Source organism: Agrobacterium sp. CG160-95, assembly GCF_053521725.1.
Map to the genome: position 1 here is coordinate 432,649 of NZ_JBNWDU010000004.1, position 24,319 is coordinate 456,967.

A 24,319-nucleotide genomic window follows, 5' to 3' on the forward strand; every position below is an offset into this window, starting at 1 on the left:
GCGGCCGCATACCGGCCGCCTGCTCGCCACATGAAAAGGGATGGACAAAATGACGAGCTATACATTCGACGCGCTGAAGATGGATGTGGCCGAAGGGCGCATCGACACGGTTCTGGCCTGCCTTGTCGACATGCAGGGGCGTCTGATGGGCAAACGGTTCCAGGCGGAGTTTTTCGTTGAAAGCGCCTTTGAGGAAACCCATAGCTGCAACTATGTGCTTGCCACCGACATGGAGATGGAAACCGTTCCCGGTTACAAATCCTCAAGCTGGGAAAAGGGCTATGGCGACTATACGCTGAAGCCCGACCTTTCGACGCTGCGGAAGGTGCCGTGGCTGGAAGGCACGGCGTTGGTTCTGTGCGATGTGCTCGATCATCACACCCATGAAGAAGTGCCGCATTCGCCGCGCGCGCTGCTGAAAAAGCAGGTGGCGCGGCTGGAGGCGATGGGGCTGAAGGCCTATATGGCCACCGAGCTCGAATTTTTCCTGTTCGACCAGACCTTCGATGCGGCACGCGCCAGCGGCTACAGGGACCTGAACCTCGCCAGCGGCTACAACGAAGACTATCATATCTTCCAGACGACCAAGGAAGAGGACGTCATGCGGGCGCTGCGCAAGGGCCTGCAGGGTGCGGGAATTCCGGTCGAGAATTCCAAGGGCGAGGCGTCTCCCGGTCAGGCGGAAATCAATGTGCGTTATGCCGAGGCGCTGACCATGGCCGACCGGCACGCCATCATCAAGAACGCCACCAAGGAGATCGCCTGGTCGAAGGGTAAGGCGGTGACGTTCCTTGCCAAGTGGAACTACAATGCCGCTGGCAGTTCCTCGCATATCCACCAGTCGCTGTGGAGCCTGGATGGCAAGCCGGCTTTCCTCGACAAGGACGGCGAACACGGCATGTCGGATGTGATGCGGCATTATGTTGCCGGGCTTCTGGCGCATGCCAGCGACATCACCTATTTCCTGGCGCCCTACATCAATTCCTACAAGCGGTTCATGGCTGGCACCTTCGCGCCGACCAAGGCGATATGGAGCCTCGACAACCGCACGGCAGGATACCGCCTTTGCGGCGCGGAAACCAAGGGCATCCGTATCGAGTGTCGTGTCGGCGGGTCGGATCTCAATCCCTATCTCGCCATGGCCGCTCTTCTTGCGGCGGGCATTGACGGCATTGAAAATAAACTCGAACTTGAGCCCGCTTTTGTCGGTGACGCCTATGGCGGGAAGGACGTGCGCGAGATACCCAAGACATTGCGCGACGCGACCGCCTTCCTGGACGGATCGAAAATGCTGCGTGAGGCCTTTGGCGACGACGTGGTCGATCACTACGTGCACGCCGCAAGGTGGGAGCAGGAAGAATACGACCGCCGCGTGACCGACTGGGAAGTGGCGCGCGGTTTCGAGAGAGCCTAATCATTACGGGAAAACATCATGACCATGATCCAGAATATCTCGCCCATCGACGGCTCGGTTTATGCCGAGCGGGAGGCGATGTCGCTGGAAGCGGCGCGCGCCGCCGTTTCGAAAGCGCGCAAGGCGCAGAAGGACTGGGCGCGACGTCCGCTTGAGGACCGCGTTCAGCTGGTTCTCAAGGGTGTGGCGCGCCTTAATGAAATGGTGGCCGAGGTGGTGCCGGAACTGGCGCATATGATGGGCCGCCCGGTTCGTTATGGCGGCGAGTTCAAGGGCTTCAACGAGCGCTCCAATTATGTCGCCTCCATTGCGGCGGATGCGTTGGCGCCGCTCGTCATCGAGGAAAGCGGCAATTTCGAACGCCGCATCGAGCGCGAAGCACATGGCGTGGTCTTCGTCATAGCGCCGTGGAACTATCCCTACATGACGGCGATCAATACCGTTGCCCCGGCTCTGATGGCCGGCAACACAGTCGTCATCAAACATGCGGCGCAAACGCTTCTCGTCGGCGAGCGGATGGTGCGGGCTTTCGTCGAGGCGGGCGTGCCTGACGATGTCTTCATCAATGTCTTCCTCGATCACGGCACGACCTCGGCGCTGATTTCCGAAGGCCTGTTCAATTTCGTCAACTTCACCGGTTCGGTGGAAGGCGGCCGAGCCATTGAGCGTGCTGCTGCCGGCACCTTCACCGGTCTCGGGCTTGAACTCGGCGGCAAGGACCCCGGCTATGTGATGGAGGATGCTGATCTCGACGCTGCCGTCGATACGCTGATGGATGGCGCGACCTATAATTCCGGGCAATGCTGCTGCGGCATCGAGCGTATCTACGTCAACGAAAACCTCTATGACGCATTCGTCGAGAAGTCCGTGGCGTGGGTGTCCAACTACAAGCTCGGCAATCCGCTGGAACAGGAAACGACACTGGGGCCGATGGCCAACAAGCGTTTCGCCAAGGTGGTGCGCGCACAGATCGCTGATGCCGTCTCAAAGGGCGCCAAGGCTTTGGTCGATCCCAAGCTTTTCCCTGCCGATGACGGCGAGAGCGCTTACGTCGCTCCGCAAGTGCTCGTCAATGTCGATCATTCCATGGAGTTCATGACCGAAGAAACCTTCGGCCCCGCTCTTGGCATCATGAAGGTGAAGAACGACGACGAGGCCATCGCCCTGATGAATGACAGCAAATATGGCCTCACCGCCTCGCTCTGGACGCAGGATGCGGCGCGTGCCGGGCGTATCGGCCGTGAGATCGAAACCGGCACCGTGTTCATGAACCGTGCGGATTATCTCGATCCCGCGCTCTGCTGGACAGGTGTGAAGGAAACGGGCCGTGGCGGCTCGCTTTCCGTTCTCGGTTTCCAGAACCTGACCCGACCGAAATCCTACCATCTGAAGAAAGTCACGAAATGAATATCGTCGCCAACTGGAGCTATCCCACCGCCGTCAAGCTTGGCCGTGGCCGGATCAAGGAACTGGCGGAAGCCTGCAAGACGCTCGGCATCAAGAAGCCGCTTCTCGTCACGGATCGCGGCCTTGCCAATATGGCGATTACCGCGCATGCGCTCGATGTACTGGAAGAGGCTGGGCTCGGCCGGGCGATCTTCGCCGACGTCGATCCGAACCCCAACGAAATCAACATGGAAGCCGGCGTAAAAGCCTATCGCGATGGCGGCCATGACGGCGTCGTCGCCTTCGGCGGTGGTTCCGGCCTCGATCTTGGCAAGACCATCGCATTCATGGCCGGGCAGACGCGCCCGGTCTGGGATTTCGAGGATATCGGTGACTGGTGGACGCGGGCGGACGCCTCGAAGATTGCGCCCATCGTCGCGGTTCCGACGACGGCGGGCACCGGTTCGGAAGTTGGCCGCGCCAGCGTCATCACCAATTCGCAGACCCATGTGAAGAAGATCATCTTCCATCCGAAGCTTTTGCCCGGCGTCGTCATCTGCGATCCGGAACTGACGGTCGGCATGCCGAAGGTCATTACGGCAGGCACGGGCATGGACGCCTTTGCCCATTGCCTCGAAGCCTATTCGTCGCCGTTCTTCCATCCGATGAGCGCAGGCGTTGCGCTTGAAGGCCTGCGTCTGGTCAAGGAATTCCTGCCACGCGCCTATAAGGACGGCACGGATATCGAAGCGCGCACCAATATGATGGCGGCGGCTGCGATGGGGGCGGTTGCCTTCCAGAAGGGTCTCGGCGCCATTCACTCGCTCTCGCATCCGATCGGCGCTGTCTATAACACCCATCACGGCATGACCAATGCCGTGGTCATGCCTTCCGTCCTGCGTTTCAACCGCCCGGCCATCGAACACAAGATTGCCCGCGCTGCCGCATATCTCGGCATTTCGGGCGGTTTCGATGGTTTCTATGATTATGTGCTGGAGCTTCGCAAGGAACTCGGCGTGCCTGATAACCTGACCGCCATGGGCATTAAGCCTGACCGCATTGACGAACTGGCGGCAGAAGCGATCAAGGATCCGAGCTGCGGCGGCAATCCGGTGCCGATGACGCTGGAGAATACCAGGAAATTGTTTGAGGACTGCTTTTAAAGGGTCGTTATGGCAGCCATGCGATTTTCAGTTTTTTCGCCATTGCTCGCAGTGGCGTTTCTAAGCCTGACCCTTGCGGCGCAGGCCGCTTCTTTCAGGGAACTTTCCGGTCAAGGTTACAAAGTCGGAGCTCTGTCGAGCAATAAGGCGGGGATCCGGGGATGGAATTTGTCCAGGGGTTCAGACCGCTATTTCTGTGAAATGCGTGCGACTATGGCGTATTCTGGAAAGAACGGCATGGTGTCCTTCACCAGCGCCGCACGCATGATTACGCTTGATCGTGCAACCGTTGAGAAAAGGTTGGGCAGTTCCCTGAACTTGCCGAAGTACGAGGATCTAAAAGCCGGCCGCCTGCGTGCGGACGATGTGGGTTCCTGCAGAAAGCTGGCGTGATCAATCAGATGGCAAAAGCCCGCGATTTATCGCGGGCTTTTTGTTGTCCACACAAACGATCTTAGTCTTTTCTTAACCATGTTCGTTAAGGTTATGGAAAGCACCATGATTGGTTCGGTGCATGAATGAGCATGAAACGGCTCTGATCATCAGGGGATATCATGCCTGTCATTACTTTTGCCAACACCAAGGGCGGCGCGGGAAAAACAACTGCCGTATTGCTTCTGGCAACCGAACTTGCCCGCAGCGGCCACCGCGTGACGGTTCTGGATGCCGATCCGCAATTGTGGATTTCCCGCTGGCACGAATTATCAGGCGAGATCGAAAATCTCTCGGTAATTTCGCATGTCACGATGGCGTCCCTCGAGGGGCATATCCGCGAAAACAATGCCAATACCGACTGTTTCATCATCGATCTGCCGGGAGCGAAAAACCCGCTTCTGACCATGGCGCTTGGTATTTCCGACCATGTGCTGATACCGGTGCAGGGCTGCGCCATGGATGCGCGTGGGGCTGCCGAGGTTCTTGACCATATCGAGTTCCTGAACCGCAAGATGGGCAAGGCGATCGCCCATTCCATCGTGCTGACGCGGGTCAATGCCATGGTGGCGACCCGCTCGCTGCTGCTCGTCAAAATGCTGCTGGCCGAGAAGAACGTTTCGGTTCTGAATACGCCGATTGTCGAAAGAGCAGCCTATCGCGATATTTTCGATTATGGCGGCACGCTTCTCTGTCTCGACAAGGACAAGGTCAGCAATATCGACAAGGCTGTGGAGAATGCGAAAGCCTTCGCGAGCGAGGTGCTAGGCCTTTTGCCGAAACGCCTGTCACGGTTGGGCACCCAACCCGCGCGCTTTTTCACCCGCAAGGCGGCTTGAAAACACTGCCAATGCCCGGACTGCTGGAGGTGCGGGCATTCTTTTTGCTTGATTTGGAAATGATCATTTCCTATATTGCGATCATGACCGATACCAGCCACACCAATTCCCCGGAACAACGCCATCGCGGCAGGCCACGCGAGTTCGATATTGACCGCGCGCTTGATGGAGCAATCCGTGTTTTTTCAAGGCGCGGGTATCACGCCACCTCTGTCGGTGATCTTACCGATGCGATGGAACTGGCGCAGGGCAGTCTCTACAAGGCTTTCAAGGACAAGAAATCCATCTTCATCGCGACGATGGAGCGCTACAGGACCTTGCAGACGGAGCGGTTTGAAGTCGCCGTTGCCGGTTATGATACCGGTTACGAGCGTTTGCGAGCCGGCCTGATGTTTTATGCGGAACGGTCGCACGGTGCCACCGGTTCGGATGGATGCCTCGTGGTTGGCGCTGCCGCCGATCTCGCCGCACTGGACGACGATATCGCTGTCGTGGTCGAGCGGGCGGTGAAGGCGAGGGAGCGGATCGTTGCCCGGCTGGTGGCTGAGGGGCAGAGGGATGGTTCCGTGCAGTCGAAGACTGATCCCGATGATCTCGCCAGAGCGATGTTGTGCATGATGTACGGGATGCGGGTGGTGGGAAAGACCGGGCGCAGTCTGGAAGAGATGACGGCCGTGGTGGATATCGCCCTGAAACTTGCCGAATAATTTTGTGTCTATTTAGGAAACATTCGTTTCCATATTGGAGAAAATGATGACGACGCGTGTAGTTGAAGGGGAGGATGTTTACGAAACATCCATTTCCCCGGCCCTGACTTTTCTGCTGGCTACCGCCTGCGGACTGATTGCGGCTAATCTTTATTATGGCCAGCCCCTTGCCGGCATCATCGGGGCGGAGCTTGGCCTGTCTGCCGGCGCAACCGGTCTGATCGTGACCCTGACGCAGATCGGCTACGGCGTCGGCCTGCTGTTCGTGGTGCCGCTAGGCGATCTGGTCGAGAATCGCAGGCTGGTCGTCAGCACCGTTTCGATGGCGGTGCTTGCGCTCCTCGCGGCGGCTTTTGCCCCGCATGCGGCACCTTTTCTGATTGCGGCCTTTCTGGTCGGTATCAGTTCGGTCGCGGTGCAGGTTATCGTTCCCTATGCGGCGCACATGGCGCCGCACGCTGTTCGAGGGCGGGTAGTCGGCAATGTCATGAGCGGATTGATGGCGGGTATCATGCTGGCGCGCCCGGTCTCCAGCCTCCTGTCGGAAGTCGTCTCCTGGCGCGGTGTGTTCCTGACGTCGGCTGGCGTCATGGCAATTCTCGCCGTTGTGCTCTATCGCCTTTTGCCCGTTCGTGTGCCTGAGGCAAGGCTGGGTTATGGGGCGTTGATGGCCTCCATGGGCAGGCTTGCCGCCCATACGCCTATCCTGCGGCGGCGGGCGATCTATCACGCCTTCCTGTTTGCTGCCTTCAGCCTGTTCTGGACGACGACGCCGCTTTATCTGAGCGGGCCGCATTTCAATCTCAGCCAGGGCCAGATTGCGCTGTTTGCCCTTGCCGGTGCAGCAGGCACCGTCGCCGCGCCGATTGCGGGGCGCATGGCTGACCGGGGCTGGACCTATGCCGCTACTTTTGCCGCGATGGTGGCAGCGGCGCTGTCATTCGCCGTCACGCATCTTGCGCCGGAAGGATCGCATCTGGCACTCGGCATTCTCGTGGTCGCCGCCATCGTTCTCGATTTCGGCGTCACCACCAATCTGGTGCTGGGTCAGCGCGCCATCTTCACGCTCGGCGCCGAATTCCGCAGCCGTCTGAACGGCGTCTACATGGCGACATTTTTCATGGGCGGTGCGATTGGCTCTGCCGTCGGCGGCTGGGCCTATTCCGTCGGGGAATGGGGTGCTGCGTCCTGGGTCGGCTTTGCTCTACCAGCGGCAGCGCTGCTTTACTTCCTGACTGAAAAGCGCGGATAACATTCAGCAACGAAAAAGCCCGGCGGAATGACATCCGCCGGGCTTTTGCAATTCGTCTTCGCGGTCAATCCTATTCCGCGAACTCAACCACGACGCCGGGTCGGACCATTTTTGCCAGCTCCGTCGCATCCCAGTTGGTGAGGCGGATACAGCCGTGGCTGTTGGTCTTGCCGATCTTCGAGGGTTCCGGCGTGCCGTGGATACCGTAGGTCGGTTTGGACAGGGCAATCCAGACTGTGCCAACAGGGCCGTTTGGACCGGGCGGAATTTGCAGGATCTTGTCGTTCTGGCCCTGCCTGAAGTTGATCTTCGGATTGTAGGTGTAACCCGGATTAAGCGCGACGCGCTCGACGGTGTGTGTGCCGCTTGGCGAAGGCGTGTCGGTAGAACCGATGGTGGCGGGATAAGCGGCGATCAGAGCGCCATCCTCTCCGTAAGCGAAGACCTGCTTGATGCCCTTATGCGCGACGATGCGGGCCACCTGTCCCTTTTTGGGTTCCCCGGGATTGACGACCTTGATGATGGTGCCGGGCACGGAGAAATCGATGCCGGGGTTCAGTTCTTTCAGATAGGTCTCGTCCATGTGGAAGCGCTCGGCCAACGCCTCCGACGTGGAGGTGAAGGAGAGGGCGGGCAACTGCGACTTCTCCGCATAGTCATCCGGAATGGAGGCGACATAGGGGCCGGCTGCATCGGCTGCGGTGATCGTATAATCGACGATCGGCATGCCGCCGGAGGCGCGCAGACGCTCGAGAATGTCCTCGGAATTGTTCGGGTCGAGCTTTTCGCCGGTCATGTCCTGCCAGGCGGCAATCGCCTTGTTGACGTTGTCGCCCATCTTGCCATCGATCACGCCGGGCGAGATGCCTTCGCGGTCGAGGAAGGTCTGAAGTGCCACGATCTCCTGGCGAGACCTGTTGACCGGTGTGGTGACGGGCGTGTGGCGCTCGATCAGGTGCTGCGGCTGCGGAACGGCAGCCGTGGTGCTTTCTTCGGGCATCGGCTGGTTGAGCGGCGCGCTTTCGACAGCGCCCGGGCCCGGAACCGAGCCGGTATAGACATCATCGCCGGAACCATTGCCGCGATATTCGCGGTAATCGCGCACGCTTCCATTATCCTGATAACCGTAATCGCGCTGCGGCTCACGATATTCACCGCCGGGGGCCGGGGGATAGTAGGTGGTGTCGCGTTGCTGTACCTGTTGCCGCTGCTGATAGCCTGACGGCATTTCAGTGGCCAGCAGATTGCCGTACCGGTCATAAAATACCGTGCGGCCCATATTGTCGCGACTGATGACGATGTCGCCACGTTGGGGCACGAAGTCGAGAACACGGCCATCCGGCGTCACCAGAACCGGCTGTTCCTGATAGCCATAACGCTGCTGCGCGCCAGCCTGTAGAGGCGCGCAAACCGCCGCCAAGGCAATCGCCAGACCCAGAGCTGCGTTAACAAACTGTTTCACGATTCTGCTATCCCTTACTTCGTTCACCGATAAACACACCGTAATCTTGACCCTATTGTGAAAAAGGTGAATTCACGGTTAAAGCAATCTTAATTTACGTTACGGTTAGTAGCGTTTCCGTGATTATTGCGCTTTTACTGCCACAGGGAGGTTGTCTTGCGTTCGTTTCAGGCCGGCAAATCGCCACGCATTTTCCTCGATGAAACCTCCGTTTTCGATATTGGCGCCTGTGTTGTCGATGGTATCGACATCGCGCCCGGCCGTTCCATTCCAGATGATGGCGATCCGCGCATCGACCATTCGCTGGAAGGCTTTCTGTTCACCTGCGGTCCCGATCATATCCGCCATCCCGAACCGATCGGCGGTGAGGGCGAGGGGCGTCGATATCCTTTGCATGGGTCCTTCTCCGCGCATCCCGCCAAGATAGTTGCCTTCGACGTTCATGAGTCCAATGCATTGGCGCGTGCCGAGGTTCCCGTGAACCTTGCCGATGGCGGCACGGCCCTTCTCGAGCGGACATGGCGCATCGATGGCGAAAGCGGCGAAGTCAGCCTCGATGACCGGATCGTCAATACGAGTTCGCGGCCGATCCCGGTCTTTCTGATGTACCACATGAATCTTGGCGCGCGGTTGTTTGACGAGGCCGTTCGGCTGGAAGGTGCCATGCTTGATGGCGGTGGTCATGGCTGGCGCTTTGGCGAGGAGCCGGGCACGGTGTTCTGTGTACCCGCCGGTCAGGACGAATGGGCGGAACTAGCTCTCGGTCCGATTGCCGCAATTGGCGGCAAGACGCTGAAAGTACGTTTCTGCACGGAGACGTTGCCCTATCTGCAGATGTGGCGGAACCAGAAGGATCCGGCCAATGTGCTTGGCATCGAACCGGTTTCGCACCGCTGGGTGGGGCGCGGCGAGCTTGAGGCCGCCGGCGAGTTCAATATGCTGCAGCCGGGCGAAAGCCGCTCCTATGGTCTTCGCTTTTCCATCCTCTGAATAGGCGACTGAATGGTGTACCGAATGAAGGCGCCGCATCATTGACGCAAGGGTTTTGAGCCCTTACATCGGATGCGGATTTCAGACAGTGGCGACAGCGTGCCAGCGGCGCCAAGGCGCCGGTTTAAGCGGAGGCATTATTATGGATATCAGGCGCATAGACGACGAATATTCGGTCACGGGACAGATCAGCGTTGCCGATCTCGACGAGGTCAAGGCACTCGGCTTCAAGTCGATCGTCTGCCACCGCCCTGACGGCGAAGAAGAAGGCCAGCCGCTTTTCGCCGATATTGCCGAGCGTGCCGAACAGCTTGGCCTGACCATCGTGCATGTACCGGTTGGCCGCTACGGCGTCGATGCGGATGCGGTTACCGGCATGGTGGATGCGCTTGACGAATTGCAGCGCCCGATGCTCGGCTATTGCCGTTCCGGCGCGCGCTCGACTGCGATCTACGAAAAGACCCACCACCTGCGCGGCTGATTTTCCGCGGATAATTCGATTTTCTAAAGCCAATCAACAGGAGTTTTCCATGACCATCAAGCGTATCGAACCGGGCAAGCGCATGAGCGGCGCCGTCATCCACGGCAACACCGTTTATCTGGCCGGCCAGGTCGGTGAGGGCGTGTCCGTGACCGATCAGAGCAAGTCGGCGCTGGCTGAAGTCGATCGTCTGCTGGCCGCTGCCGGTTCCGACAAGTCGAAGATCCTGCAGACCATCATCTACCTCTCCGACATGTCCACCTTCGGCGAAATGAACGCCGTCTGGGAAGGCTGGATCGACCCGGCAAACCCGCCGGCCCGCGCCACCAGCGAAGCGGCGCTTGCTACTCCGGACTACAAGGTCGAGTTCATCGTTACCGCTGCTCTCTGAGTAACGGTTTGATTTTGAGGAAGGCCGGGTTGCGGAATGCAGCCCGGCCTTTTTTGTTGGGAAAATTCGAAACGCTCGTTTTGTCATCCTCGGGCTTGTCCCGAGGAGCCAATCACGTATCGCTAATTGATAGGTAGCAGATGCTCGGGACAGGCCCGAGCATGATGGAGGAGAGGCGATTGTCCCAGGTTTGTGAATCGCTTGCGCCCTTCATTTCAGAAGCTAAGCAAGCGCCTTCTCAAGCTGCTTCAACGTCTTCACCCGTTCTGCAAACCACAGCCGTGCCAGGTCGTTGGTTGAGGCGAGGTCGATACCATCAGGGTCTATGGAAGTGATTTTCCAGCGTGCGGTTTTCGCACCCGCAAGAGCGGCCAGCCGTGATGCCTCGCCCTTGATGGCGTTGAGGCGCGCGGCCTCGTCCGCTGCCGCAGCCATCAGCTGTTCCGCGCCGGAAAGGTCACTGTGCAGATCGCCAGGTGTGATGTTGCTGGCGTTGCGGGCAGGGCCACCATTGATCTGCACGCCCTCTGTCCGCAGCCGGTAGAGCCTTGTATCGGGAAGAGAGAGGTAGAGTTTTGCCTTGGGATAGCGGTCGATGTAGCGCTGTCTGGCAAGCGGCACTTCTTCCGGATCGATCAGTTCCGCCTTGCCTACCAGTGTCAGCCGCGGCAGCGTCAGCGCGTCACCCTTGCCGAAGGGGGCAAGTGTCAACGAGATGCGCGGGTCGGCCTCCATGTTTCGGGCATGCAGCGTCAGGCCAGCCGCGAAGAAGAACGGTGTACCATCCGGCTCTATGCCGATATTGGTGGCGGTCGTATAGGGATAACCGCTGACCGGATCGAGGGTCGCGAGCGCCGCTGTGCGGGATGTGTGCAGGACATCGCGTGCCACGCGCACTGCCTCGAATGGCGCACCGGCCGAAGGTTCGATCTTTGCGCCACGTGGGGTGATGACGGGAGGGGCTGCATCCGGCATGTCGTTTCCTAACCTGTATGTTCTAGTCAGGATTTACACCATGCCGGAGCCATGTCCATGCGCAATATCAGGTCCGGCTTCTGATCTGGGTCAGCGTGCGGGTTGGCGTGATCGCTTCGGCATCCAGCTTCACCTCGATGATGGCGGGCTTGCCGCTTGCCCGGGCGCGTTCGAAGGCGGCGGCGAAGTCTTGCGTCTTTTCGACCGTTTCGCCGTGGCCACCATAGGCCTTGGCGAAGGCCGCGAAATCCGGGTTGACGAGATCGGTGCCGCTGACGCGGCCGGGATATTCCCGCTCCTGATGCATGCGGATCGTGCCATAGGTGCCGTTATTGACCAGCACGGTGATGATCGGCAGTCCATACCGCACGGCGGTGATGAATTCCTGCCCATGCATCATGAAGCAGCCATCACCGGCAAAGCAGATCACCTCGCGCTCGGGAAACAGGTGCTTGGCGGCCACAGCCGCGGGCAGGCCGTAACCCATCGAGCCGGAGGTCGGCGCCGATTGAGTGTTGAAGCGGCGGAAGCGGTGGAAGCGGTGTACCCAGGTGGCATAGTTGCCCGCGCCATTGGTGAAGATGGCATCATCCGGCACGTTGGCCTCGATCCAGTCCATGATCGGACCCATCTGCACCGCGCCCGGACCGGTCTGCGGCGGTGTCGACCAGGTGAGGTAAGCCGAATGCATGGTGGCCGTGCGGTCCGCCCAGGCGGCGTTATCGGGGAGCGTTACGGAAGAAAGGGCGGCGACGAAACCATCCGGGGAGGCGCAGATTGCGAGATCGGGGCGATAGACGCGGCCAAGCTCTTCGGCTTCCGGGTAGATGTGGACAAGTTTCTGCGACGGGTAGGGAATGTCGATCAGCGTGTAGCCGGAGGAAGGCATTTCCGAGAGGCGACCGCCGAGCAGCACCACGAGGTCGGCTTCCTTGATTTCCTTCGCCAAGGCCGGGTTGATGCCGATGCCGACATCGCCCGCGTAAGACGGGCTCAAGTGATCGAACAGCATCTGGCGACGGAAGGAACAGCCGACGGGCAGTTTGTTCTTTTCGGAAAAAGCCGTGAAGCTTGCGACGCTTTCTTCGGACCAGCGTGTGCCGCCGATGATCAAGATTGGTCGCTTGGCCTCGCCCAGCATTTTTGAGAAAGCGGCGATCTGCGACGGGCCGGGATGCGCTTCGACCGGGGTATAGGGCTTTGCCTCGGGGGCTTCAACCTCTTCAACCAGCATGTCTTCGGGTAATGTCAGCACCACGGGGCCGGGGCGGCCGGAGGTGGCGACGGCAAAGGCGCGGGTGACGAATTCCGGAATGCGGCGCGCATCGTCGATCTCGCCCACCCATTTGGCGAATTCGGTAAAGGCGCGGCGATATTCCACTTCCTGAAACGCCTCACGCTCGCGGGCTTCGCGCTGTACCTGGCCGATGAACAGGATCATCGGAATGGAATCCTGCCTTGCGATATGCAGGCCGGCAGAGGCGTTGGTGGCGCCGGGACCGCGCGTTACCATGCAGATGCCGGGTTCGCCGGTCAACCTGCCCCAGGTGTCGGCCATCATGGCAGCGCCGCCTTCCTGGCGGCAGACCACGGTTTCAATGCCGCTTTCATAAAGCGCGTCCAGCACCGCCAGATAGCTTTCACCGGGAACGCAGGAAACGCGGGAGACGCCATTGGCTTTCAGCGCTTCGACGATCAGTTGTCCGCCTGTTCTTTTCATTCCGGTTGCTTTCATGGCGTCGTGGTCCTTTCGATGTTTTCCAGTTCGGCCAGCACTTGCGCCTGATGCTCGCCAAGCTTCGGGCTCGGGCGTTCGTAACGCAGCGGCGTCTGTGACATGATAATCGGTGTCCGCACACCGGGGATGACGGTGCCATCCTGCGCCTCGAGATCAACACGCAAGCCGCGTGCCTGAACCTGTGGATCGGCGAACATTTCCTCGATGGAGTTGATTGGCCCGGCCGGTACGGCGTTCTGCTCGCAAGCGGTCAGAAGATCGCGCTTCTGCCATTTCAGCGTTTCGGTGGAAATGATCTGCCGGACCTCGACCTTGTGCGCCACGCGGGCCTTGTTTGTCGCGTAACGCTCGTCATCGGCAATCGCGCCAATGCCGAGAATATTGCAGAGGCGGCGGAACTGGCCGTCATTGCCGACCGCGAGGATCAGGAAACCATCAGCCGTCGGCACCACCTCATAGGGGGAAATATTCGGATGGGCGTTGCCGAGCCTGACGGGGGCATTGCCGGAAATCAGGTAATTCATATTCTGGTTGGCGAGCACGGCCGACTGCACGTCCAGAAGCGCCATGTCGATATGTTGGCCTTCGCCTGATCGCATGGCGTGGATGAGCGCGGCCTGAATGGCTGACACGGAATAGATGCCGGTGAAGATATCGGCAACGGCAACGCCCGCCTTCATAGGCTGACCGTCGGGTTCGCCGGTGATCGACATGAAGCCGGACATGCCCTGCACGATATAGTCGTATCCGGCGAAATCGGCATAGGGCCCGGTCTGGCCGAAGCCGGTGATGGAGCAGTAGATCAGCTTCGGATTGAGAACCCTGAGACTCTCATAGTCGAGGCCATATTTGGCAAGCCCGCCGCGTTTGAAATTCTCGATGACAACATCGGCGGTTCGCACGAGCCGCCGCACCAGCGCACAGCCTTCCGCCGTCTTGAGATCGGCGACGATGGAGCGTTTGCCGCGATTGGTGGCATGGTAATAGGCGGCGGAGAGGTTTTCACCATCGGCGCTTTCGACAAAGGGCGGACCCCATGCGCGGGTATCGTCTCCACCTTCAGGGTTCTCGACCTTGATGACATCCGCACCCATATCGGCCAGCATCTGCCCCGCCCAGGGACCGGCCAGAACACGCGCCAGTTCGATGACGCGAATGCCGGATAGTGGCGGTTTCCTGTTCGGCGTTTCGGTCATTTGTCCCCCGGTGTTTTCTGCTTGCCGGTTTATAGACGTCTCCCCGCATTGCCGCATGTGATTTTATCTCATGGACTTATTCCGTTTCGGCAAAGGCTCGTCAGTTGCCAACGACGCGGCCGCACCAAGCGGCGAAATCCGCAGCTACGGCTTGCCAGCCGATCTCGTTCAGGGTTTCGTGGCGCATGCCCCGATAGATCGTGTGTTCGACATGGCCGAAACCCGCTTCGCGGAAGCGTTCGGCAAGCCAGACGATCTCCTTGCCGTCATTGGTCGCGGCATCCTGATCGCCGCTGACAAGCAAAATCGGCAGCGTCTTCGGCAGGCGTTCGATGAGCCTCGGCGCACGATAGGACAATTCAAAGACATCCTGCCATAGGGAGACGCTGGCCTCGAACTGGCAAAGCGGATCCTCCACATAAGCGTCCACCGCTAACCTGTCATGGCTCAGCCAGTCCGCATGAGTTCGTTTTTCCGGCATTCTGGCATTCCAGGCACGGAAGGTTGCTTTGGGCAGGATGGCGCTCGGCACATCAGAGCCTTTCAGCATCTTTTCAAGGCGCAGCACGATCTGTGCAAGACGGCCCATGACACCGGGATTGAGGTTGGAATTCCAGATGGACAGACCATCAAAGGCATCCGGATGGCTGACGGCGGTGTTGAGCGCCACAAGGCCGCCCATGGAATGGCCGAACAGGATGACCGGCAGGCCGGGATGTCTTTCGCCGACCATCATGCGCATCGCCATGACATCGGCAACGACCTTGCTGGCTCCGTCCTTCCAGGCGAAGCGACCGAGAGGCGCATCGGCAGCCTTCGTGCGGCCATGGCCACGATGATCGTGGGCATAGACCTCGAAACCCTGCTTAGCCATGACATCGGCAAAACGGCGGTAACGGCCGGCGTGCTCCACCAGGCCGTGGCAAATCATCAGCACGCCGCGCGCCGGAGAAAGGGCAGAAGGCTGGTGGCGAAAGGCGATGGATGCGCCTGATGGAGCGTCGAGCCTCTCAATCCGGCTGAACGTCAAGTCATCCGTCGTCTCATTCATGCTTTCGCCCGTGCCTGCCATGGTATCCCTTGTCATAATCATGGGGTCATAATCGTGCCAGAGGTTGCCCCAAGGTCCTATTTACCCTACATAGCGGCAAATTTCCCGATACGTACTCTTTAAAATCCGATGTGGAGCATTCGCTACAATGGCACGTCAATTCATCTATCACATGGCCGGGCTGAACAAGTCCTATGGCGCGAAGAAGGTTCTTGAGAACGTCCATCTCTCCTTCTATCCAGATGCCAAGATCGGTATCCTCGGTCCGAACGGTGCCGGTAAGTCGACCGTTTTGAAGATCATGGCCGGTCTCGACAAGGAATATACCGGTGAGGCCTGGCTCGCTGAGGGTGCGACGCTCGGTTATCTCGAGCAGGAGCCGAAGCTCGACGAAAACAAGACCGTGATGGAAAACGTCATGGAAGGTGTGGCGAGCAAGACGGCAATCGTCGACCGCTACAACGAGCTGATGATGAACTATTCCGACGAAACGGCGGATGAGGGCGCAAAGCTGCAGGACATCATTGACAGCCAGAACCTGTGGGATCTGGAAAATCAGGTCGAAATGGCCATGGATGCGCTGCGTTGCCCGCCTGGCGACTCGGCAGTAACCGGCCTTTCGGGTGGTGAGCGTCGCCGCGTGGCGCTCTGCAAGCTGCTGCTTTCGCAGCCTGACCTGCTGCTGCTCGACGAACCGACCAACCATCTTGACGCCGAAACCATCGCCTGGCTCGAAAAGCACCTGCGCGACTATCCCGGCGCCGTGATGATGATCACCCACGATCGCTACTTCCTCGACAACGTCACCGGCTGGATTCTCGAACTCGACCGTGGCCGTGGTATTCCCTACGAAGGCAACTATTCCGCCTATCTGCAGGCAAAAGCCAAGCGCATGCAGCAGGAATCCCGCGAAGACGCCTCGCGCCAGAAGGCCATCAGCCGCGAACAGGAGTGGATCGCTTCCAGCCCCAAGGCTCGCCAGACGAAGTCCAAGGCGCGTATCCGCGCTTATGACGAACTGGTGGAAGCCGCTGAAAATCGCCGTCCCGGCGACGCGCAGATCGTCATTCCGGTCGCCGAGCGTCTGGGCCGCGTCGTTATCGAGGCGGAAAACCTCACAAAGTCCTATGGTGACCGGGTTCTGATCGAAAACCTCACCTTCAAGCTGCCTCCGGGCGGCATCGTCGGCGTCATCGGCCCGAACGGTGCGGGTAAAACCACGCTGTTTCGCATGATCACCGGTCAGGAAAAGCCCGATAGCGGTTCGGTGACCATTGGTGAGACCGTGCACCTTGGTTACGTCGACCAGAGCCGCGATACGCTGGCGGGTGACAAAACCGTCTGGGAGGAAATCTCCGGCGGCAACGACATCATCAAGCTCGGCAAGTTTGAAACGAACTCCCGCGCTTATTGCGGCGCCTTCAACTTCAAGGGCGGCGATCAGCAGCAGAAGGTCGGCAACCTCTCCGGTGGTCAGCGTAACCGCGTTCACCTTGCCAAGATGCTGAAGGCAGGCGGCAACGTGCTGCTGCTCGATGAACCGACCAACGACCTTGATACGGAAACGCTGGCAGCGCTCGAAGAAGCGCTGGAAGCCTTCGCCGGTTGCGCCGTTATCATCAGCCACGATCGCATGTTCCTCGACCGTCTGGCCACTCACATCCTCGCCTTCGAGGGTGACAGCCACGTGGAATGGTTCGAAGGCAACTTCGAAGACTATGAAAAGGACAAGGTCCGTCGTCTCGGCCCGGAAAGCATCAAGCCCGGCCGCGTCAGCTACAAGCGCCTGACGCGCTAATCCTGTTCTCGGATCACTTCAGAAAGGCCCGCCCAAAAGCGGGCCTTTTTTGATGCAATAAATGGGGCTTAAGGGGAGAGCGTGGCAAATTGCGCTTGCATCTCGCGTGACGCCGACATAAAGATATCTTTATATGTTGATTAGATTGCAAGGTGCGGCAAACGTGGCGTTCGGTTTGGATAAATTGGTGGATCTCTTGAAGGCGGCCGGCGAGCCGACGCGCTTTCGCTTGCTGGCGCTTCTGGCGGCCGGCGATCTGACCGTCACCGATCTCACCGAAATTCTCGGCCAGTCGCAGCCCCGTATTTCCCGTCATCTCAAGCTTTTGACTGAAGAAGGGTTGATCGAGCGGTATCAGGAGGGCGCCTGGGCCTATTTCCGCCTGCGGCAGGATGGCGAGCCCGCCGTTGTTATCAGGCAGCTGCTGGGCGCCGCATCGCCCTCTGACGCCGTTCTCCAGCGTGACAGCGAACGCCTTGCCACCGTCAAGCGGGTAAGGGCGGAGCGGGCGCAGGATTATTTCAGCCGCAATGCCTCCGCCTGGGACGAGTTGCGCCGCCTGCATGTGAGCGACGAGGCCGTGGAAGGCGCATTGCTGAAGCTGGTCGGAACCACCCCGATCGACTCGCTGCTCGATCTCGGTACCGGGACGGGCCGCATCCTCCAGCTTCTGAGCGGTATCTATCGCCGGGCAATCGGTGTCGATGCCAGCCGCGACATGTTGTCGGTGGCGCGCTCAAATCTGGACAAGGCGGGCGTGGTCAATGCATCCGTTCGCCATGGCGATATTCTCAACCTGCCGCTGGAAGGCCAGGATTTCGATCTGATCGTCATCCATCAGGTCCTGCATTTTCTCGATCAGCCGGAGATCGCGCTTTCCGAAGCCGCCCGCATGTTGCGTCCCGGTGGCCGGCTGATCGTCATCGATCTTGCACCGCATTCCTTCGAGCATCTTCGTGATGAGCATGCGCATGTGCGGCTCGGCTTTTCGCATCCGCTTATGGATGAATGGCTGAAAAAGGCCGGGCTCGTGCTCGACCGTGCCGTCGATCTTCATTCTGAACGGGCGTCCGATGAATCCTTGGACGTCACGATATGGGTTGCCCGCGACCAGCGGCTGCTGATGGCAGACGATGTGGTGCAAGAGGCCGTTTTACTTGCTGCCGGGAGGGCATGATATGTTGAGGTCGGAAACCGCGCGCCACAATGGCGAAATCCGGGGGGATATCCGGTTATCTTTCGAGTTTTTCCCGCCCAAGAACCCCGAGATGGAGAACCAGCTCTGGGAAACGGTTGCCGAGCTGAAGAAATGGGATCCGGATTTCGTCTCCGTCACCTATGGCGCGGGCGGTTCCACCAAGGCGCCGACGCTGGATGCGGTGCGCCGGATGATCGGTGACAGTCATCTGCCGACCGCCGCGCACCTGACCTGCGTTGATGCCAGCCGTGACGACGTGCATCAGGTCGTTGAAGAGTTTCGCAATGCTGGCGTTCGCCATTTCGTGGCGCTGCGCGGCGATCCGTCGACCGGTATCGGCACGGATTACAGGCCGCATCCGCAAGGTTACGAGAATGCCGCCGCCCTGGTGAAGGGGCTACGCGATATCAGCGATTTCGAGGTTTCCGTTTCTGCCTATCCCGAAAAGCACCCGGAGAGCGCCAGCGATGCGGTCGATATCGATATGCTGAAGCGCAAGGCGGACAACGGCGCAACGCGGGCGCTGACGCAGTTCTTCTTCGATAATGACGTGTTCGAGCGCTACATGGAGCGGGTTACGGCTGCGGGCATCACCATTCCGGTGGTTCCGGGTATCATGCCGATCCAGAACCTGACCCAGCTCAAGCGTTTCGCCGGCCGCTGCGGTACCAGTGTGCCCAGTTTTCTGGATGAGCGTTTTGCAGGTTATGATGACGATCTCGAGGGACGCGCCCGCGTTGCGGCGGAAGTTGCTGCCGAGCAGATCGCCGATCTTCAACGGCGCGGTGTCAACGAGTTCCATCTCTACACCATGAACCGTGCGCCGCTGGTCGATGCGGTGCTTGAGAACCTCGGTCTTGAGCGTTTGCGCCGCAGCGCCGCCTGATTTCAGATATCCCATTTACGACAGGAAAAAAGCGCAGGCCCGACAGGACCTGCGCTTTTCAAACTCGTGTCATCTACGGTTCTTTTCTGCGTTTGGTCTTCACGTCTCGTCAGATGAAAAGCATCATCGCTACGAACAAAAACGCCAAACCGACTGCCAAGGCATTGAGAGATTTTGTAAGTCCCATGGGTGCCTCCTGTTGTTGACAGGTTCGATAATATGACCGTTTTGTGGCACTTGAAAAGCGGTTTCTGTGATGCGGTGCAGCATGCTTTGTCGCCGCTTAAAAAAGTAACTTCTGTAATTAATTGAAAATAAAAGATTATTTTCTCATCACGCAGTGCTTCATATCTTTAAAAAAAGTAAATGACCGGGGTGTTATCCCCAGTCATCCGGTCGAGATTAACAGTTTAAGCCTTGATTCCGGCCGATAGATTAAAGGCCCGAAGGTGCGATTAACACAGGTTAAAGCGCCTGGAGAAGTGCCTGGGTCGGCCATCCATCCGCAGGGATTCCGAGACGCTGCTGTTCCTTCTGGATGGCGACGCGGGTGCCGGAACCGAGAATTCCGTCCACCTTGCCAACATCGTGGCCGCGCGCTTCAAGCTTGGTCTGCAACTCTTTCATCGTCGCGTCATCGAAGCCCGGATCGGGATTGCCCTTGTTATAGACAGGGGCGCCCATCAGACGGTTGGCGAAATAGGCAGCCGAGGTCGTGTAGATGAACGACTGGTTCCATTCCAGATAGATGTTGAAGTTGGGATAGGTGAGGAAGGTCGGTCCCTTGCGGCCCTGCGGCATGATGAGGGCTGCGGGCAGGGAGGCGAAATTTTTGTTACCGTCGCGCGGGGTCACGCCGAGGGTAAACCAGTCACCGGCGGTAAGCGAACCGCCGAGGCCGGATTTCTCCCAGGGCAGGTTTTCCGGTACGGAAACTTCCTGCATCCAAGGTTCGCCCTTCTTGAAGCCGAGGTGCTGGATGAATTTCGCCGCCGTGAGGATCGCATCCGGTGCGCTGCTCTTGACGTTGACATGGCCATCGCCATCACCATCGATGCCGAAAGCGATGATGTCCTTGGGCAGCATCTGTACCTGGCCGATTTCACCGGCCCACGCACCCGTGTTGGACGTGGGGTCGAGATCGCCATGCTGGACCATTTCGATGAGGGCCAGCAATTGCGGACGGAAGAGTTCCGGGCGGCGGCAATCATGCGAGAGGGTCACCAGCGCGTTACGGGTGTTGAAATCGCCCTGGACGGCACCGAAATCGGTCTCCATGGCCCAGAAGGCGGCAATGACGCCAGCCGGTATGCCGAATTCGTTCTCGGCACGGGCAAAGGTCGATGACAGCTCCTGCAGCTTCTTGCGGCCGATATCGAGACGGGCCTGGCTGACGGTGCGCTGGGAAAATTCGAGGAAGGTCTGGCGGAAGACGCCCTGTGCGCGGTCACGCGAAAGCACTTTGGGGTCTATCTGCGCGCCGGCCAGCGCCTTTTCGATGGCAGCCGCCGGAACACCCTTGGCAGCGGCCTCAGCCTTCACGCCCTCAAGAAATGCGCCGAGATCACCGCCGCAGGCAACCTGCTTTGGATCGTCAGGCGAGGCCACAGGCGGTGTGGCAAGGGCGGAGCCGGTGGAGAGAAGCGACAGAGCGGCGGCAAAAATGATGCTGCGCGACCGAAAAGTGGGCATGGGAATTTCCTCGATAGGTTGTTAGCCCGCTTTACCCACATGTTTGCGACAAAAAAACGGGTCCAGCGATCTGCCGGTGCAGAAGAACGCCGATTTTTCGAATGTGTTGCTTCTTGGCCGTATTATTTGGCCGAAGCGATCCATTTCCGCCAGTTTTTCTCACTTCCGGCGAAGACATTGATGTCGGTCGGGCCGTTGACGCCGGGCACGACGCCGGTGGCCGTATATTGCCAGAAGGCCCACTGCCGGTCTTCGTAAATCTTGGCGGGATGCGCGGCGACGGAGCGCACCCAGAAATGGTAATTCTTGAACTGGCCAACGAGGTTGTCGCGGTGGAAGTCGACCGAGGTGTAGATGATCGGGCGCTTGCCGTAATGGGCCTCGAGGCGGTCGAGGAAACGCTGCATCTCGGCACGGACGATGCCAGGAGCCGGGCGCGTCTTGCAGGTGGGGGAGGAGGGGTTCCATTCCACATCGAGAACCGGCGGTAGGGTGACGGCTTCCTTTGGCACGTTGCTGATGAACCAGTCGGCCTGAGCGTCCGCTGTCGAGCAGAAGTAGTAGAAATGGTATGGCGCGTGCAGGATATCTGCCGCCGCCGCGCTGCGCCAGTGGTCCCCAAATTTCGGATCGATGCGGTCTGAGCCTTCGGTGGCCTTGATGAAGACGAAGGAAACGCCGGATTTGCGAACGGTCCGCCAGTCGACGTCGCCATTCCATTTGGACACGTCGATGCCATGCACCTCGTGGCGATGCGGGTTGTTCGTGCCAAAATCCTGTGGGTCGGTATCGGAGAATTTCGGCTTGGAAACAGAAGCCGTTTCAAGCAAGTCATAGCTCGTGGACGTACAGCCGCCGATCAACAACATAGCCGACAAAAGTGCCGATAGACGCAGCCGCATTGGAACCCTGATGAATTATTGTTGCCCATCCGCAGCCGCAAAATGGCGCGCCGCGTCTCCCGATTTACCCATAACATGGTAAACAAGCCGTTATGGCAAGGGGCAGTGGCCTTTTTTCGGCTGGCAAGTCGCTGGATTCCAAGAGATTTGCGGTCTTTCAGTCCCAGTGGCGTATACTTGTAGGACCGCTGGCTGGCAGCGTCTTGCCCGCATTTGCAGAGGCGAGGCGCCTTAACCCTTGATGATCAGGCGTCTGCGAGAATACGGCTGACTTTTGGCTGCACTTCGGCGACCGGAAGCGTGATGATGGCCCGCCAGGCGTAACCCCGGGCAATCTCCTCGAATTCGAGATTACCGTCAAAACGGCCTGCCATGTTGGCCAGAACGTAACGGAGATTGGCGCGGGGCGTGACGTGGAAGCGGGTGAGCCATGCCTGCAAAAGTGCGCGGAACCACTTGGGCAATTGTTCCTGCTGGCCGAAATCGACGATGTGCAGCGAGCCGCCGGGCTTGAGAGCTGTCAGCGCCTGTTCGATCGCCTTTTCCCAGTCCGGTATCATCGAAAGCGCATAGGGGATCATGACTCGGTCGAAACCGTCCGGCTGACCGAATTCTACGGCGCGGAAAGCGGTGGCGTCGGCCACGCGCAGAACGGGGCGTTCCGTCTTTCCGGTAAAATTCTCGGATGCGGTCAGCAGCATTTCGGCGGAGATATCGAGACCGAACAGTCTTGCTTCAGGAAACTTGCGGCTGGCCAGCAGCAGGTTGCGGCCGGTACCGCAGCCGACTTCAAGCAGCGTGCCACCCTTGGGCACGTCGAGGCCGGAAATGGTCCTGTCGCGGCCCAGAAGGTAATATTTGCGGGTAATATCGTAGATATGCCGCTGGTGGCGATACATGCGGTCCATCAGGCTCGCATGCGCCTCATCCGCAAGGCCGACATTCTCGCCGATGGTTTTCATGCCAGAGCCCTCTGATAGATATGGAAGCCGCCATAGATGGCCGAACGGTCCATGGCGTTGAGCTCATTGGAGCGTTCCTCTAGATAGATCCACTGGTTGCGGATATCGGCCGAGAGACGGCCTTCGATCACGCTCTTTTCGGCAGCGGTGCGGAAAATGACGCGGGCGCCGGGAGCGGCGGTGCGGCTGATCTGCGACCACAATTCGTTGAGCTGCACGTCCGTCATCCAGTCCTGCGCATCGAGCAGAATGTAGCGATCGACGCCGTTTGCCGGTTTTTTGGAAAGCAGCTCGGTATAGGTGGCGTGGTGCACGGCAACGCGGGCGGTGTTGTCGCGGATCGTCTCGTAATATTCCCGCTTGAGATAAGCGGGCAGGGCACCCTCATGCGGCTCGGGATAACGGCGCGCGAAGGCCTGCCAGGCGAAATAATTGTCGCTGAGTGGAAAGTTGCAGGCAAGCTTTTCAAGTCGCTCCTTGAGGACGGAGGCGACTGTGCCGTCGTTGGAAAGGCTTGCCAGCTCGTCATATTGGCGGGGCGGAATGCCAAGGCCGAACAGCGAACTTTTTCGCTTCGTCAGCCAGCGCACCACCGGCTTGTCGAACAGCGGTGCGACCTTGCTGTCGAAGAACCGACGCTGTTCATCCAGCGTGCGGCTATTGGCCATTTCAGTCAGCCTGACGCCGTGCAGGCGCGCCATAAGGTGGCCGGCGCCGATGAAACGGCCGAGCAGACCGGTGCGGTATATGTTCCTGTCGAATACCGAGATGCGGCGACGGCCGGACAGGGTGCGTTTCGACCAGTAGGCCTTGGTCGTGTCGTCGAGATGGTCGGCGATGAATCGGTCGTAGCCATGACTATTGCTGCGCGTATTGGCGCGGCCGAACTGGCGAACCACATCCTGATGGGCCGGGAGATGGCGGAAGGCGGCAAGCTTCAGCTTGTTGAGAGCGATGTGATGCGGGTTAAGATCCACCACATCGATGCTGGCAGGGTTGCGGGAGAGGTAGGCCAGCATGTTGCAGCCGCCCGAGCCGATGGTGACGATACGGTGGCCTTCAGCAAGCTCCATCGCTTCCATATCGATTTCCGGGTCTTCCCAGATTTGCGGATAAACCAGACCGGAAAAGAGAACCCCGAAGAACCGTTCGGAAAAACCGCTTTTCGAGAGCGCCTTGTGCTGGAGCAATGCGGACTTCAGTTTCGTATTCTTGCTGAAGCCGGTCTTGGGTGCCGCACTCGTCATATGTTCACCTCTCAATAGATTGAGAGGCGTCTACAGTCACGACGCTACAGTTTGATGACAGGGGTTGTGGGCCGACGTAACGAATCGAAAAGGCGGTATGAAACCAACTTGGGTCTCAAGCTTAGATTTGGATGCGACGTCATCCTCGGGCTTGTAC

The 24,319-nt window shown here is 59.2% G+C and carries 22 protein-coding genes; 13 read left to right on the forward strand and 9 right to left on the reverse strand.

What is annotated here, in order from left to right; translation table 11 throughout:
* Positions 1-49: 49 nt before the first annotated feature.
* From ACQZ63_RS16415 to ACQZ63_RS16445, 7 genes are all read left to right on the forward strand, one after another.
* On the forward strand, positions 50-1,414 hold the full coding sequence (locus ACQZ63_RS16415) for a glutamine synthetase family protein (RefSeq protein WP_013636540.1): 1,365 nt from the start codon (positions 50-52) through the stop codon (positions 1,412-1,414).
* 18 nt (positions 1,415-1,432) lie between these two features.
* Positions 1,433-2,821 (forward strand): aldehyde dehydrogenase family protein, encoded by a 1,389-nt coding sequence (locus ACQZ63_RS16420; RefSeq protein WP_013636539.1) that lies wholly within the window; start codon positions 1,433-1,435, stop codon positions 2,819-2,821.
* On the forward strand, positions 2,818-3,963 hold the full coding sequence (locus ACQZ63_RS16425) for an iron-containing alcohol dehydrogenase (protein WP_113556395.1): 1,146 nt from the start codon (positions 2,818-2,820) through the stop codon (positions 3,961-3,963). Before ACQZ63_RS16420 ends, ACQZ63_RS16425 begins: the two co-directional genes overlap by 4 nt.
* Before the next feature lie 9 nt (positions 3,964-3,972).
* On the forward strand, positions 3,973-4,356 hold the full coding sequence (locus ACQZ63_RS16430; RefSeq protein ID WP_113556394.1) for a hypothetical protein: 384 nt from the start codon (positions 3,973-3,975) through the stop codon (positions 4,354-4,356).
* A 161-nt stretch (positions 4,357-4,517) separates the two neighbouring features.
* Positions 4,518-5,234 carry a ParA family protein gene (locus ACQZ63_RS16435; protein ID WP_080798104.1) on the forward strand — a complete coding sequence of 239 codons (717 nt, stop codon included), beginning with the start codon at positions 4,518-4,520 and terminating at the stop codon, positions 5,232-5,234.
* A 59-nt stretch (positions 5,235-5,293) separates the two neighbouring features.
* Complete coding sequence (locus ACQZ63_RS16440) at positions 5,294-5,941, forward strand: TetR/AcrR family transcriptional regulator (protein WP_448799323.1); 648 nt, start codon at positions 5,294-5,296, stop codon at positions 5,939-5,941.
* Positions 5,942-5,987: 46 nt separating this feature from the next.
* Positions 5,988-7,193, forward strand: a complete 1,206-nt coding sequence (locus ACQZ63_RS16445) for an MFS transporter (protein WP_019565262.1) — start codon at positions 5,988-5,990, stop codon at positions 7,191-7,193.
* Positions 7,194-7,263: 70 nt separating this feature from the next.
* On the opposite strand, the gene ACQZ63_RS16450 is transcribed toward ACQZ63_RS16445, so the two are convergent.
* A complete protein-coding gene (locus ACQZ63_RS16450; protein WP_003513302.1) occupies positions 7,264-8,655 on the reverse strand; it encodes a L,D-transpeptidase family protein in 1,392 nt (463 codons plus the stop codon).
* Positions 8,656-8,811: 156 nt separating this feature from the next.
* Between ACQZ63_RS16450 and ACQZ63_RS16455 the strand changes: the two genes are divergently transcribed.
* The 3 genes from ACQZ63_RS16455 (at position 8,812) to ACQZ63_RS16465 (ending at position 10,517) form a co-directional block, all read left to right on the forward strand.
* Positions 8,812-9,645, forward strand: coding sequence for an aldose 1-epimerase family protein (locus ACQZ63_RS16455; RefSeq protein WP_113556392.1), 834 nt, complete (start codon positions 8,812-8,814; stop codon positions 9,643-9,645).
* Between the two features lie 142 nt (positions 9,646-9,787).
* Complete coding sequence (locus ACQZ63_RS16460; protein WP_003513297.1) at positions 9,788-10,126, forward strand: protein tyrosine phosphatase family protein; 339 nt, start codon at positions 9,788-9,790, stop codon at positions 10,124-10,126.
* Positions 10,127-10,175: 49 nt separating this feature from the next.
* Positions 10,176-10,517, forward strand: a complete 342-nt coding sequence (locus tag ACQZ63_RS16465) for a RidA family protein (RefSeq protein ID WP_003513295.1) — start codon at positions 10,176-10,178, stop codon at positions 10,515-10,517.
* Between the two features lie 222 nt (positions 10,518-10,739).
* Here the strand turns inward: ACQZ63_RS16465 and ACQZ63_RS16470 are convergent, their stop codons facing one another.
* The 4 genes from ACQZ63_RS16470 to ACQZ63_RS16485 form a co-directional block, all read right to left on the reverse strand.
* The gene (locus ACQZ63_RS16470) at positions 10,740-11,492 is read right to left on the reverse strand and encodes a HugZ family pyridoxamine 5'-phosphate oxidase (RefSeq protein ID WP_111796081.1); all 753 of its coding nucleotides are present in this window, start codon (positions 11,490-11,492) and stop codon (positions 10,740-10,742) included.
* A 67-nt stretch (positions 11,493-11,559) separates the two neighbouring features.
* Positions 11,560-13,227, reverse strand: a complete 1,668-nt coding sequence (locus ACQZ63_RS16475) for a thiamine pyrophosphate-binding protein (RefSeq protein WP_065702341.1) — start codon at positions 13,225-13,227, stop codon at positions 11,560-11,562.
* Positions 13,224-14,426 carry a succinate--glutarate CoA-transferase gene (gene caiB, locus ACQZ63_RS16480; RefSeq protein ID WP_038491653.1) on the reverse strand — a complete coding sequence of 401 codons (1,203 nt, stop codon included), beginning with the start codon at positions 14,424-14,426 and terminating at the stop codon, positions 13,224-13,226. The genes ACQZ63_RS16475 and caiB overlap by 4 nt, the downstream gene beginning before the upstream one ends.
* A gap of 100 nt (positions 14,427-14,526) precedes the next feature.
* Positions 14,527-15,498: an alpha/beta fold hydrolase gene (locus tag ACQZ63_RS16485; protein WP_448799333.1), complete on the reverse strand. Its 972-nt coding sequence runs from the start codon at positions 15,496-15,498 to the stop codon at positions 14,527-14,529.
* 127 nt (positions 15,499-15,625) lie between these two features.
* On the opposite strand from ACQZ63_RS16485, the gene ettA reads away from it, so the two are divergent.
* The 3 genes from ettA to metF all read left to right on the forward strand — a co-directional run bounded on the left by ettA (position 15,626) and on the right by metF (position 19,359).
* The gene (gene ettA / locus ACQZ63_RS16490; RefSeq protein WP_003513287.1) at positions 15,626-17,275 is read left to right on the forward strand and encodes an energy-dependent translational throttle protein EttA; all 1,650 of its coding nucleotides are present in this window, start codon (positions 15,626-15,628) and stop codon (positions 17,273-17,275) included.
* A gap of 163 nt (positions 17,276-17,438) precedes the next feature.
* Complete coding sequence (locus tag ACQZ63_RS16495; protein ID WP_019565268.1) at positions 17,439-18,452, forward strand: ArsR/SmtB family transcription factor; 1,014 nt, start codon at positions 17,439-17,441, stop codon at positions 18,450-18,452.
* A 1-nt stretch (position 18,453) separates the two neighbouring features.
* The gene (gene metF / locus ACQZ63_RS16500) at positions 18,454-19,359 is read left to right on the forward strand and encodes a methylenetetrahydrofolate reductase [NAD(P)H] (RefSeq protein WP_013636527.1); all 906 of its coding nucleotides are present in this window, start codon (positions 18,454-18,456) and stop codon (positions 19,357-19,359) included.
* Positions 19,360-19,824: 465 nt separating this feature from the next.
* Here the strand turns inward: metF and ACQZ63_RS16505 are convergent, their stop codons facing one another.
* The 4 genes from ACQZ63_RS16505 to ACQZ63_RS16520 all read right to left on the reverse strand — a co-directional run bounded on the left by ACQZ63_RS16505 (position 19,825) and on the right by ACQZ63_RS16520 (position 24,162).
* Positions 19,825-21,051, reverse strand: a complete 1,227-nt coding sequence (locus ACQZ63_RS16505) for a lytic murein transglycosylase (protein ID WP_003513276.1) — start codon at positions 21,049-21,051, stop codon at positions 19,825-19,827.
* 122 nt (positions 21,052-21,173) lie between these two features.
* Entirely contained in the window at positions 21,174-21,953 is a 780-nt protein-coding gene (locus ACQZ63_RS16510) for a glycoside hydrolase family 25 protein (RefSeq protein WP_013636525.1), read from the reverse strand.
* Positions 21,954-22,198: 245 nt separating this feature from the next.
* A complete protein-coding gene (locus ACQZ63_RS16515; RefSeq protein ID WP_162686693.1) occupies positions 22,199-22,915 on the reverse strand; it encodes a class I SAM-dependent methyltransferase in 717 nt (238 codons plus the stop codon).
* Positions 22,912-24,162 carry a BtaA family protein gene (locus ACQZ63_RS16520; RefSeq protein WP_111783566.1) on the reverse strand — a complete coding sequence of 417 codons (1,251 nt, stop codon included), beginning with the start codon at positions 24,160-24,162 and terminating at the stop codon, positions 22,912-22,914. Before ACQZ63_RS16520 ends, ACQZ63_RS16515 begins: the two co-directional genes overlap by 4 nt.
* Positions 24,163-24,319: the final 157 nt, after the last annotated feature.